Source organism: Puniceicoccaceae bacterium (assembly GCA_040224245.1).
GTDB lineage: Bacteria > Verrucomicrobiota > Verrucomicrobiia > Opitutales > JAFGAQ01 > JAKSBQ01.
The window spans coordinates 25,591-37,650 of sequence record JBEGIR010000012.1 but is presented as its reverse complement, the minus strand read 5'-3'; the positions used below and the strand labels follow the sequence as shown (position 1 = coordinate 37,650).

At 54.4% G+C, this 12,060-nt stretch carries 12 protein-coding genes and 1 tRNA gene; 8 read left to right on the top strand and 5 right to left on the bottom strand.

Annotated elements, in window-relative coordinates; all coding sequences use genetic code 11:
• Positions 1 to 55 precede the first annotated feature (55 nt).
• Both ABQ298_01720 and ABQ298_01715 read left to right on the top strand, forming a co-directional pair.
• Positions 56 to 142: transfer RNA gene (locus ABQ298_01720), tRNA-Leu, on the top strand.
• Positions 143 to 361: 219 nt separating this feature from the next.
• On the top strand, positions 362 to 1,009 hold the full coding sequence (locus ABQ298_01715) for a VTT domain-containing protein (protein ID MEQ9823081.1): 648 nt from the start codon (positions 362 to 364) through the stop codon (positions 1,007 to 1,009).
• Positions 1,010 to 1,011: 2 nt separating this feature from the next.
• On the opposite strand, the gene ABQ298_01710 is transcribed toward ABQ298_01715, so the two are convergent.
• From ABQ298_01710 to ABQ298_01700, 3 genes are read right to left on the bottom strand one after another with little or no spacing between them, the layout of a single operon-like run.
• Entirely contained in the window at positions 1,012 to 2,340 is a 1,329-nt protein-coding gene (locus ABQ298_01710; protein ID MEQ9823080.1) for an ABC transporter permease, read from the bottom strand.
• 1 nt (position 2,341) lies between these two features.
• Positions 2,342 to 3,334: an ABC transporter ATP-binding protein gene (locus ABQ298_01705; GenBank protein ID MEQ9823079.1), complete on the bottom strand. Its 993-nt coding sequence runs from the start codon at positions 3,332 to 3,334 to the stop codon at positions 2,342 to 2,344.
• Between the two features lie 9 nt (positions 3,335 to 3,343).
• Positions 3,344 to 3,832: a cytidine/deoxycytidylate deaminase family protein gene (locus ABQ298_01700; GenBank protein ID MEQ9823078.1), complete on the bottom strand. Its 489-nt coding sequence runs from the start codon at positions 3,830 to 3,832 to the stop codon at positions 3,344 to 3,346.
• 204 nt (positions 3,833 to 4,036) lie between these two features.
• Here ABQ298_01700 and accB point away from each other — a divergent pair, with 204 nt between their 5' ends.
• From accB to ABQ298_01680, 4 genes are read left to right on the top strand one after another with little or no spacing between them, the layout of a single operon-like run.
• Positions 4,037 to 4,483: an acetyl-CoA carboxylase biotin carboxyl carrier protein gene (accB, locus tag ABQ298_01695; GenBank protein ID MEQ9823077.1), complete on the top strand. Its 447-nt coding sequence runs from the start codon at positions 4,037 to 4,039 to the stop codon at positions 4,481 to 4,483.
• A gap of 39 nt (positions 4,484 to 4,522) precedes the next feature.
• Positions 4,523 to 5,878 (top strand): acetyl-CoA carboxylase biotin carboxylase subunit, encoded by a 1,356-nt coding sequence (accC, locus tag ABQ298_01690; GenBank protein ID MEQ9823076.1) that lies wholly within the window; start codon positions 4,523 to 4,525, stop codon positions 5,876 to 5,878.
• Positions 5,879 to 5,895: 17 nt separating this feature from the next.
• Positions 5,896 to 6,408, top strand: a complete 513-nt coding sequence (locus tag ABQ298_01685; protein MEQ9823075.1) for an Asp23/Gls24 family envelope stress response protein — start codon at positions 5,896 to 5,898, stop codon at positions 6,406 to 6,408.
• The gene (locus ABQ298_01680; protein MEQ9823074.1) at positions 6,408 to 7,139 is read left to right on the top strand and encodes a hypothetical protein; all 732 of its coding nucleotides are present in this window, start codon (positions 6,408 to 6,410) and stop codon (positions 7,137 to 7,139) included. The genes ABQ298_01685 and ABQ298_01680 overlap by 1 nt, the downstream gene beginning before the upstream one ends.
• 232 nt (positions 7,140 to 7,371) lie before the next feature.
• Here the strand turns inward: ABQ298_01680 and ABQ298_01675 are convergent, their stop codons facing one another.
• Both ABQ298_01675 and ABQ298_01670 read right to left on the bottom strand, forming a co-directional pair.
• Positions 7,372 to 8,676, bottom strand: coding sequence for an ATP-binding protein (locus ABQ298_01675; GenBank protein ID MEQ9823073.1), 1,305 nt, complete (start codon positions 8,674 to 8,676; stop codon positions 7,372 to 7,374).
• A gap of 36 nt (positions 8,677 to 8,712) precedes the next feature.
• A complete protein-coding gene (locus ABQ298_01670) occupies positions 8,713 to 9,408 on the bottom strand; it encodes a response regulator transcription factor (protein ID MEQ9823072.1) in 696 nt (231 codons plus the stop codon).
• 237 nt (positions 9,409 to 9,645) lie between these two features.
• On the opposite strand from ABQ298_01670, the gene menC reads away from it, so the two are divergent.
• The gene (gene menC / locus ABQ298_01665; GenBank protein MEQ9823071.1) at positions 9,646 to 10,629 is read left to right on the top strand and encodes an o-succinylbenzoate synthase; all 984 of its coding nucleotides are present in this window, start codon (positions 9,646 to 9,648) and stop codon (positions 10,627 to 10,629) included.
• Positions 10,626 to 12,050, top strand: coding sequence for an AMP-binding protein (locus ABQ298_01660; GenBank protein ID MEQ9823070.1), 1,425 nt, complete (start codon positions 10,626 to 10,628; stop codon positions 12,048 to 12,050). The genes menC and ABQ298_01660 overlap by 4 nt, the downstream gene beginning before the upstream one ends.
• The last annotated feature ends 10 nt before the right edge of the window (positions 12,051 to 12,060 follow it).

Genomic DNA, 12,060 nt, shown 5'->3' with positions numbered 1-12,060 from the left:
ATGCGGGTCTTGACAAGCGTAGCTGCGTTGCTTCTGATATGCGTTTTCCTGGATTGCTGGGGTGGCGGAATCGGCAGACGCGCTAGATTCAGGTTCTAGTGACCGCAAGGTCGTGAGGGTTCAAGTCCCTCCCTCAGCACCATCCTACGCATGAAGCTTCGGATGGCACAGCCACTGGGTCTCCACCAAGAAATGGGGACTTTTTTGTTTACTATCCGCATAAGGCGATCACCCGCAAGCGATAGTTGTTAACGTTTTTGAAGCCATAGGCTCGGGTATCCGCCCACGGTTGTTGTGGATGCCGATGGGCTGCCTTTTCAGTTGATTGCATGTAGCGCATGTTCATGATGCGTTGGCAGGAATGAAGCACTATGGAATGATCGCGGCATGTATCGTCCTGTTTGTAATAGCAGGATTTGTCGGAGTGCAGTGGATGGGTGTGGAATGGTTGAACGACCCTTCGAGCACGATGCAACAGGGTGCGGGCTGGGCCGCGCTGATTGGCGGTGGATTGCTGTTGGCAGATGTGTTCATTCCGGTTCCATCATCGGTGGTGATGATGGCGCATGGTGCAATGCTGGGCGTTGGCGTTGGATTTCTAGTCTCGTGGGTGGCATCAATCGGTGGAGCCATGCTGGGCTGGTGGATCGGTCGATACTGCAAGGCATGGGTTTCGCGACACATCGCTCAGGCTGAACAGGACCGAGTGCTGCAGCTGTTTGAACAGTATGGACTTTTGGCGATTGTGATTTCGCGCATGCTGCCAATCCTCAGCGAGACGGTTTCGATTATGGCGGGACTTGTCGGCATGGGCTGGAAGCGTGTCATGATTGCCAGTGCACTGGGAGCATTTCCACCAGCACTGATTTACGCGATTGCGGGAGCGTTATCCGTGAACGCTGTGCACGGTGCCTGGATTGCGGGAGCAGTGTTTGCCATCGCAGGCTTGAGCTGGTGGATCAGCAAGCGCTTGTGTCAAACCCGATCCATGGGTTCGGGGCGGGTGTGAGGCTACGGGTTTTCCGGGATTTTTCCAATCAACCTGCCCAGAAACTTGCGCGCATACCAGTCGCAGCGTTCCCGGGCGATTTGCGGATTGACCTGGTGTACAAATCCCAGTTCGGGAGCGGAGGTGATGACCCTTCCCTGGTCGGGGTTCAGGATCACCCAGGCGAGAGTGTGAGTCAGGGTTGCTTCATCAAAATGCAGCTTCAGCTGATCAAAGACCATGCGGGCGACAATCGCCTCGGAGCGGTCCTGGCTGATGTCGGCGATGGCGGCTACACTGAGCAGATTGAGTGTTGTTTGCATGGGGTCCTGCATTTTTCCGGGTGCCCATGCGTTCAGGCGTGGCTGCAATTCGGTCATGCGGTGGGTGAGGCGTTGACCTGCAAGAGGAGGAGCCAGCGGAGCATAAAAACCGTGATCTTCCGGTAGGATTTCAAAAGAGATTTGAGCAATTTCGTTTTGACCGATCAGCAAGCTATCGGGTCCCTTGAGCGGAATGGATGAAGCGGTGCGATCTGTTACCATCGCAAGGCCTCCCACTCCAGCCCAGGCGATCAGCGCAAAGCTGATCCAGCCCACTGATGAGCGGGAAAGGTGTAGACAGGTATCCCAGCGCACCAGACGAAAGGCCGCGATGCTGGCACATGCGCCGATCCCAACGAGGGAGAGCAGGGCAAACTGCAGATCGGTCCAAGGAGGCATTTCGGTGCGGTAGCAGGCTTGAAGCAGTTCGACGGCGTAGCGCCCAGGCATGAAGCATGCGACACGTGCTGCCCAGTCCGGCAGGGCAGAGAGAGGAATGCCGACTCCGCCGATGAGAATCATGGGAAGGAAGATGCATTGCCCCAGAGCCTGAACGGATGGAACATCCTTTGCGAGGGCGGCAAGCATCAGGCCAAGTCCGAGAAACCCGCCGAAGACCACTGGTAAGATGGCGGCGAAGGCCCATCCATGTGTCGGAAATGGGGTTCCATAGATCCAGCGGGCGAGGACAAGTTGCAGCAGCACCGCCAACAGCACGATGATCAGGCGAACGGCTGCGACACTGAGTAATAGATAATGCGTGGGAATGGGCAGAAGTTCATAGCGTCGCCAAAGTCCGCGCTCCCGCTCTGAAACCAGGGCGGTCGCCATGCCCATGCAGGTGCTGCCCAGAATTGTGATCGTCAGGATTTGCCCCATCTGTTCGAGCAACCTCGGTTGTCCCTGTTGAAAGACGCTGCCAAATCCCAACAGAAACAGCACTGGCATGAGATACCCGTAGGACAGGGAGCGCCAGCTTTGGTAGTTGAGCTGCAGTGTGATCCAGAAGTGTTGGCACCAACCGCGCATATCAGTGTGTAGGGTTGAGGTTGGCTGGAAAGGGAGTCGACTCTGTTTGAGTCAAGGCGAGGTAGGCACTCTCGAGTGAGGGGGGGTGCATGTCGAGGTGCAGCAGTGGGTTTTGCAGTTGCTCCAGGCACAGTATCAGATCGAGCAAGCTGGATTGCAGGTCGCTCGTCAGCACGTGCAACGTGTCGTCGAGAACTCGCAGGCGAATGGCTCCACGGATGGGACCGATGGAATCGAGTTGCACGGGACGCTGGGTTTGCAGATTCAGTTCGGTTGCAAGTCCAGCTTGCCGGATCAGTTCGACCGGGGTCCCCGAGGCAATCGGTGCTCCATTGTGAAGAATGATGACCCGGTCGCAGAATCGTTCGGCATCCTCAAGCAGGTGGGTGGCCAGCAGGATGCCGTTGCCCCGTTTCTTTCGTGTTACGAGCAGCGAGAGAAGTTCATGTCGCATGGCAGGGTCGAGGCCGGTTGCGGGTTCATCCAACAGCAACAACCTGGGATTGTTGACCAGAGAAAGTGCCAGGGCGAGACGTTGACGTTGGCCACCCGACAGCGTGTGGAAGCGCTGGTGCGCCTGATCCGTGAGGCCAAGGTCCTCAAGCAGCTCCCCGGGATGGATGCGGGTGCGGTAGAATGCGCCCATCATTCGCAGGGCTTGCAGTGGCGTCATGGCATCGGGCAGTGCCGTAGTCTGCAACAGGGCACCAATGTGTTCCCGACAGGGCAGCGGATTTGCCAGTGCATCCATTCCCAGGATGGTAACGCTTCCCGTGTCGGGTGGGCGAAGCGCAAGGATGCCTTCGAGAGTTGTGGTTTTGCCTGCTCCGTTTGGTCCAAGCAAACCTACGATTTCGCCAGGGTGGACCTCGAGATCAAAGGGCTGCAATTCCCAGCCGTCGGGATAGCGCTTCCCCATGCCGCGAACCTGCAGGAGCGGGGCAGAAGCGTCAGTGCCTGATCGTGCAGGCGGCAGATCCCGGGTAGGGTGCATGAGGAACAATTAGTGCTTCACTATGGTAATCTTTGATTCGGCAAGCAGCTCACAGACGAAGGGATCGTTTTTGTAGTCCAGGTGATATTTGATTTGCTTGATACCTGCTGCAGCGAGAATCTTTGCGCAATTGATGCACGGAAAATGGGTGATGTAGGCTGTGGAACCCTCGAGCGGTATCCCGCGTCGTGCTGCATCTGCAATGGCATTTTGCTCTGCATGTACGGTGGCCTGTTCGTGTCCGTCTCTCACGCGCGATGTGTGTGGCGCACCGGGCAGAAATCCGTTGTAACCAGCGGCGATGATGCGATTTTTGTGGTTTCCTCCTGATACGATGATGCAACCGACATGCAGGCGCTCACAGGCTGAACGGCTTGAGATCAACAGCGCTGTCGACATAAAATAGTCGTCCCACGAAGGTCGGTCAGGGGTGGAGGAAATGATCGCGGCAACCTGCCCGGTGAGTTGGGTTGACGGGGTTTGCTGTGCATCACTCATACAGCAGGGAGTCTGAAATCGCACAGGACTGGAGTCAATCCAGCAGCGGGAAGATTGTGGGTTGCAAAAGGGGAATCCCTGAACTTGAAGGAGAGTGAGGAAGCGCTGCAAACATGGATTCGATTGCATTTTGAATCGATTTGTCGGATAGTGCGTCTTTTGGGTTCATCGAACGATCTTTTCTATCATCGATATAACAACAGCATGAATATTACGGAGATTCGCAAACTAGTTGAAATCATCACTGAAAATGACCTGAGAGAGTTTGAACTCGATGAGGGAGATTTTTCGATTCGGATTCGTCGTGGAGCTGAACCCGTGCATACGCCTGTGTATGCACCTGCGCCAACGGCGCCTGCGACTTCACCGGTTGCACCTGCGGCAGCTCCAGCACCTGCAGCGAATGAAGCCGGGACCGATGTGATCAAATCTCCGATGGTTGGAACCTTTTATCGTGCACCTTCGCCGGACAGTGAACCCTTTGTTGCCGAGGGCAAAAAAGTATCGGCTGACACGGTGGTGTGCATCATCGAGGCAATGAAGGTGATGAATGAGATTCAGTCGGAAGTCAGCGGGACGATTGTGGAAGTCCTCGTTCAGGACGGGGATGCGGTTGAATTTGGGCAGCCCCTGTTCAAGGTGAAGGCCTGAGGCCAGACTGCGCACTGATACCCGATAGATCCAGACATCATGTTCAAAAAGGTACTGATCGCGAACCGTGGAGAAATTGCTCTGCGCATCATCCGGGCGTGCAGGGAACTCGACGTGAAAACCCTTGCAGTCTATTCACAGGCGGACGAATTGTCCCTGCACACGCAATTGGCGAATGAGGCCATCTGCATCGGTCCACCGCCGAGCAACCAGAGCTATCTGCGCGTGGAACGCATTCTCAGCGCAGCCGAGATTGGAGATGTGGATGCCATTCATCCCGGCTACGGTTTTCTTGCAGAGAATGCGGAATTTGCTGAGCAGTGTGCGTCGTGCAACATCAAATTCATCGGACCCTCACCCCAGGCCATTCGACTCATGGGCGACAAAGCGACTGCCAGAGAAACGGTCAAGGCAGCTGGCGTGCCCATCATCCCGGGTAGCGATGGACCGCTTTCATCTGAGAAGGAAGCGATCGAAACAGCACAGAAAATCGGTTTTCCTGTGATCATCAAAGCAGTTGCTGGCGGTGGAGGTCGAGGCATGCGCGTGGCGCACAATGCAGTGGCCTTTGCCAAAGAGTATGCCACTGCCAAAAACGAGGCGGAGAAAGCGTTTGGGAATGGGGATGTTTACATCGAAAAGTTCATTGAAAATCCGCGCCACATCGAGTTTCAGATTTTGGCAGATTCCTTTGGCAATGTCGTGCATCTCGGGGAGCGGGACTGCTCCATCCAGCGTCGGCACCAGAAGGTGATCGAAGAAGCTCCTTCTCCCTTTTTGACCCCTGAACTGCGCCAGCAGATGGGGGATGCTGCGATCAAGGCGGCAAAAGCGGTGGACTACGAAAATGCGGGCACGGTCGAGTTTCTTGTCGATACGGATGGCAGTTTTTATTTCATCGAAATGAATACCCGCATCCAGGTGGAGCATCCGGTCACCGAAGAAATTACGGGAGTGGACTTGTTGCAGGAACAGCTGCGCATCGCGTCCGGACTGCCGCTGAGCTTCACACAGGAACAGGTGAAATTCAGCAAACATGCGATCGAATGCCGTATCTGTGCGGAGGACCCGAAGAAGAATTTTATGCCCAGTCCGGGCATGGTTGAACTCTTCTATGCTCCAGGCGGCTTGGGGGTGCGCGTGGACAGCCATGTTTACAGCGGGTATCACATTCCACCTCACTATGACAGCATGATCGCGAAGGTGATCGCGGTTGGTGAAAATCGTGAGAAGGCCATCCAGCGAATGGACAGAGCACTAAATGAGTGTATAATTCATGGTATCAAAACCAACACGACATTCCTGAAAGCAATCCTGGGAAATCCCACTTTTCAGCGCGGGGAGACAACAACCCGCTTCATTGCAGACAACATCGATAAACTCAATCTACAGTAACTTACTTACCTCCTATCATGAATGAACTGAATTCTGAAGAAATCCGTAATGATGCCGGTGTACCCGAGATCAGTGATGATCAGGGCAAGCTGGGTGAAATCCAAATCGCGCTGCCCGTTGTCGAAAACATGGTGCGCATGATCACGCTCGAAGTGGATGGGGTGGTCGATGTTTTGGGTGGATCCTCCAATGCCATCTCCGGTATCTTTTCCAACAAGGGTGAAAACCGCTCCGGTGTGCGTGTGAGCGAAGACGAGGCAGGTGGATATTCCATCGAGATCAGGGTGTCGCTCCAGTTTGGGGTGGAATTGGCAAGTGTTGCCTACACGATCCAAAGTCTCGTGATCGACCGCATTGCGAAGATGACGTCCAAATCGGTAACCAAGGTGGATGTTTTCATCGACAAGGTTGAGAAGGCTCGTCCAAAACCAGAAACAACTGACGAAGCCCCTGCCAAGGAGAGCACCGAAAAGGCTTCCAAAAAGAAGACTTCCGAGCCGAAACCGGAAAAGGAAACCAAGGCTGACTGATGGATAGTTTCAAGAGCTTTGTCCAGGGGCTATGGCAGTCGGTCTGGGCTGGCTTGCAGGCGGTCGGCACCTATTTGAGCGATCCCTGGGTCTATGGCTCACTGCTGTTGCTATTGGTTGCGGCAGGATTGCTCGTGCTGCTTTCCCGCAGGCAACCTTCCCGAGTGCGGGCATTTGCGAACAACAACGGTTATGTTGAGATCTCGCGAGCTGCGCTTGTGGATATCATCCGTTCCAAGTCGGAGCAGGTGGATATCGAACACAAGCCAGGGGTTAGCATTCACAATCGCCGGGGAAAGCTCCAGATCAATGTGAAGATTCGGCTGTTGCCGAGTCGTCGTCTGGCAGAGGTTTCGGAGATCCTGCAACAGCACCTGCGCGAGGCTCTGCAGGAGGGATTAGGCATTCGCAAGTTGGGAAATATTAACGTGACGGTAGTCGGAGTGCGGGTGAAGACGGGTAAAGCTGCCCGCAAAAGCCTTCCTTTGAATCCGGAAACAGCTCGGCATTCCGACACGGCGACTGCAGAGCCATCTGAGACCGCCGATGTGATGGTGGTCAATGACGATGCCTCTACCGAAACCGAAGGAAAATCAAAATCTGAGAAGGCATCAGCCGTGAATCCTCCTGCTTCTGATTCGGAAGCAGCGTCCGTGAACCCGGATCGCCCGGAAACCGCAGAGAAGGATGATCGGGAATCGTCATCGGATTCGGCAGTCCGTCACAACTGACACGGGTTCTGGTTTTGTTCACTGAACAGAAACGTAGGGTCTTCGCTAGTCGGAGACCTCCGTTACCTCACAAGATGCGGCACCGCGGTGAACGCGAGCCCTACGGAAACGTGATTGATGATCAGTGTTATTAACAAGAATGGGTATGAGATTGTCGGCACCCGGTAATGGGCTGGGTGCTGCAGCGAATCAAATCGGCGTTTGTCGTCCCTTGGCCGGAGTTTGGGAAAGGTCAATGACGCGAAGTGGGCGAAGCTTCGTCCACTTCATTGAGCGGTAGATGAAACTCGACGCACAATCCTCCGGATTTCCGGTTGTGGGCTGAAATATCACCGTTGTGCAGCTGCACGATGCCCCGGGCGATGCTTAGCCCGAGTCCAGTGCCGCCACGCAATCGTGACCGAGCCTTATCGACACGATAAAATCGTCGAAAAATATTGGGCAGATCCGCTTCAGGGATGCCCTTTCCGTCGTCAATTACCTGGCAAATGAGACGGGGTTGCGGTTCACTTCGGGTGAAAACGTGTAACTCGATGTGGCTGTCTTCGTCGGCGTAACGAATGGAATTGTCGATCAGGTTTTGCAGTACCTGGCTGATTTTGAATTCATCCATCGGAACGACAATATCCCCTGCCTCATTGTTGAGGGTGAAGTGCTGCTGAGGGCGGATCAGGGATTGTGTGGTATCTGCCACAGCTTCCAGCATGGGCTTGATGGGCGTAGGAGTTTTTTGCAGATAGGATGGTTCGGATTCGATACGGGAGAGAGTGAGCAAATCTTGAACGATCAAATGCAGGCGTTCGGAATTGGTCTCGATTTTTTTCAGGAACTTGGAGCGAGTCTGCTCATCCATCGCATGGCCTTCGTCGATGAGGGTTTCGGTAAAGCCCTTGATGATTGTGATGGGTGTTTTGAGTTCGTGGGAGACATTGGCCACGAAGTTGTTTTTCACCGTTTCGAGTTCTTTGAGTCGAGTGATGTCGTGAAACACAAAAATGATAGAACCATAGGGGTGGGCGGCTGATTTGGGGATGGGCGTGGCCGAAACTTCAAACCAGAGCGACTTACCGGAGACGCGCATGGCGATTTCCCTGTTGAAACGCGAACGTCCGCGCTTTGCGTGATGCACACTGTCGAGAAATTCGGGATTGCGAATGAGTTCCTCCATGCGTTTTCCCCGGATGGGGCGGCCTTCGTTGAAGGTCGTGCATGCGGATTGGTTGGCGTGGATGATGATGTTGTTGGAATCGATCGAGAACACGGCTTCCTGGATTTTTCCCAGCACGGCTTCGATCTGATTTTGCATTTCCAATTCAAATCCCTGCATGCGGCGCTCGTGGTCAAGCAAGCGCGTGTAGTGTTCAATCAGTAGGTCTATTCGAAAGAACTTCACCGTGCGGGACGGTGTGTGTTGCAGGTATGGATTGCGATGTTCAATCGCCTCAGAAAAATCCTGTAGGATGCTCCAGATTCGAAACAACTGCCACGCCAGGAACAGACTGGCGAGGGCCAGCAGAATGAGCAAGATATCAGTCATCCACAAAGATTGCTGGAAGTGCAGGGAAGTGAGAACTCAGGACACATCGACAATCTTGTAACCAACTCCTCTGACGGTTTTGATGATGTCCCCTTCGCTTCCGAGTTTCTCACGCAGTCGACGGATGTGCGTATCCACGGTTCGCGTTTCAACGTCAGCACTGTAGTTCCAGACATGGGAGAGCAGCTCGTCCCGGCTGAGTACTTTGCCGATGCGACTCATCAACAGGTGTAGCAGGCGAAATTCGGTTGCAGTCAGGGTGAGGTCTTCACCTCGGATCGTAACACGGTGTCGCTCGATATCGATGGTGATGCCGCCGACCGACAAGGTGGAGGATTTTCGTTCATCCCCGTCGCCGATGCGCTTGAAAATGGAGTGGATCCGCAGGACCAGTTCCCTCGTGTTGAAGGGTTTACTGAGGTAGTCATCGGCACCTGCTTCCAGGCCCTCCACGCGATCTTCCATTTCCCCCTTGGCGGTCAGAAAAATAATGGGGATGCGTTCCAATGATGCATTGGAGCGAATCATGCGACACACTTGAAGCCCATCGAGTTCGGGCATCATGATGTCGAGAACGATCAAATCGGGAAGAAAGTCCTTCACCTCGCCGAGGATCAGGGCTGGGTTATTGGAAGTGCGGACGCTGAAACCTTCACTCTTGAGTTTGTATTCCAGCAAATCGGTTACATCGGGTTCGTCGTCGATTACCAGGATTTTTTTACCTTTGCTCACCTTCGGTCATGCGTTGATGGGTTAGTGCTTCCTCGAATCAATCGTCGCCAAGCTTAGGCTGACACCGCAGGTCGTCAAATCTTGATTTTCCAGATTAGGCGATTCCATTGAGGCAAGCATACGACGCTGACGTTCGAGTCGAGTGTGCCTTTGGTTGAGTGTTGAGCGAGGGAATCGGTGTGCATTTGACTTCATGCAAGTCATACTGGAGACTCCGAAGATCAAGTTCGGTTCATCATGCGCTACCGTTTGCAGTTTCGCCCTTACCGCCGGAAGTTGAATCGTGCGATTCGATTGGGTGCCTACCCTGCGGAGGTGCGTTCGGGCATCTTGATTCGATTCGACGACGATCAAGGCCATGTCGGATATGGGGAAGTTGCTCCTCTCGAATCGTTTGGTTCGGAATCGGTTCATCGGGCGGAATTGCTTCTGAAAGGATTTTGTGGAGTGATCCGGGACGACGGCATCGACAGTTTGGATCCTCAGGAATATCCGTGCCTGCGATACGCGCTCGAATGTGCCCGAGGCTCGATGCGAACATCAACTCAAGGTAAGGGATTTCAGGGCAAGGTGATCAGTGCGGCACTCTTGCAGTCGGATGAATTGGAATCGATCCCTGCAGCTGGGGAGTCTCAGGTTTGGAAACTGAAGATTGGTGCACCTGAAGCGGAGATGATGCAGGAAATAGAGCAAGTGTGTAAACTGGCAAAAGCCGCGCAGCAGCACGGGTGGCGGTTGCGGCTCGATGCAAACGAGCGATTGAAACCGGATACGGCCATGCGTTGGGTGGAAGCGCTGGACGTCTACAAGGATGTGATCGAGTTTCTGGAACAGCCCCTGGATCGCTGGATTTTTGAGGATCTGCGAACGCTTGCGCAACAGTCACCGATCCCTGTCGCGCTCGATGAATCTCTCTCCATCCTGCCGGGCCTGGGTCTGCAATCGGAGGATTTGAATAACTTTCATTTTGTCGCAAAACCCAGCTTGGGAGATTTGCGTTGGATACGGGAGATGCAGATCCCGATGGCACGCGTCGTCATCTCGTCTGTTTTTGAGACGGCCATCGGGTTTTCGAGTTTGCTGGAATTGGCTCCGTTTGAGCGGGTGCCGGGTTTGCAGACTCAGAATGTATTTGAAGATGAACTCAGTTATCCACATCGGGGCAACGTGTATGTGCCTGGGCAGGTGAGTGCATCGGAAGTGTGGGAGCGATTGGCATGAGCATGTGGACGGATGCATCCATCATCGACTGGTTGAAAGCAAATGAACTTCATCAGGCGTTGAATGCCTACGAGTCGGGACTACGCCATTTGACCCGTGGTCAATCCGAGTCCTCGACAGAACCCTGCCATGTCTGGATTCATTCGCCAAATCCCGAGCTGTGGATTGGAGGTGCACTTGCAAGTTTGCGATGGGGTGCGACCACGTGGTTTGTTCCACCCAACTGGAAATCCGGGTCACTTGCACAACTGGCCCGCACCGTCAGCCCGGACTGGGTGGTTGGTGGGAGCGGGTGGGAACGCATGGCGATGACCGGAAATCGACTCAGGGAAGTGGGGTTGGGTGATTTGAGTTTGACGCAACGGCTATTGATTCCGACAGGCGGGAGTTCGGGTCGCACCAAGTTTGCGATTCACTCACAGGAAACAGTGCAGGCGGCAGTGCAGGCGGTAGCACAACATTTTTTCGGCAGACCAACTGAAGCTGGGGATTTTCACTACGTGCACGGATTGCCACTCTGGCATGTCAGTGGGTGGATGCAGGTGATGCGTTCCCTATGCTCTGGCGCAAGTTATGGAGTGGAGGCATCGGCCCGAAGCAGGTGGATGCGTCAACCCAAAGGAAAATGGCTGTCACTGGTTTCCACTCAGTTGCGCCGTATGCTGCACGAGGACGAGGGCCTTGAGCAACTGCGCGCAGCTGATTTTGTGATCCTTGGCGGTGGACCCTGCCCGGTGGACCTGATGCGCTGTTGTCTCGATGCCGGGATTCATCCTTGGCTGACTTATGGCATGACCGAAACGCTGGGCATGATCGCGGCCAATGCAATCTGTCGGGAAGGGGATTGGGACAGGGGTGCGAGTGTGTTTTCGGGAACCAAAGTGCGCATCGACACGGGGGATCATTCGGGAACGGATTCGGAGGAACTGGCGCAAGGGGAAATCCTGCTACAGTCGCAGAGCTTGTGCGACGGGTATGTCCGAATCGACGAACAGGGAGTGCTTCAACTCGAACGCATGTGCAGCTCAGGTTGGGGTACCCGTGATCTTGGAAGCGTGACGCGGGATGGAAAATTGTACGTCAGGGGTCGCATGGACGATCTCATCATCACTGGTGGTGAAAAGGTCAATCCGAGGGAGGTCGAGCAGGTGCTGCGATCCGTTCCGGGCGTGGCGGATTGCCTGGTTGCCGGAGTCCCGGATTTGGAGTGGGGGCAGCGGGTTGTCTGTGCATTGGTGCCGATGCCTGATAATGAGATGCGTGAGCTATCGGTATTACGGCGAGCGTTGGAGCAGCGGCTTGAGGCATACAAGATTCCCAAAACATGGAAGTGGGTGAATGCCCTTCCCTATGATGCAAAGGGAAAGATTCCCGCTTCCTGCTTGAAGGAACTCCTGTCAGAAGTGATTGCAAATTGCTGAGCTGTGCTCG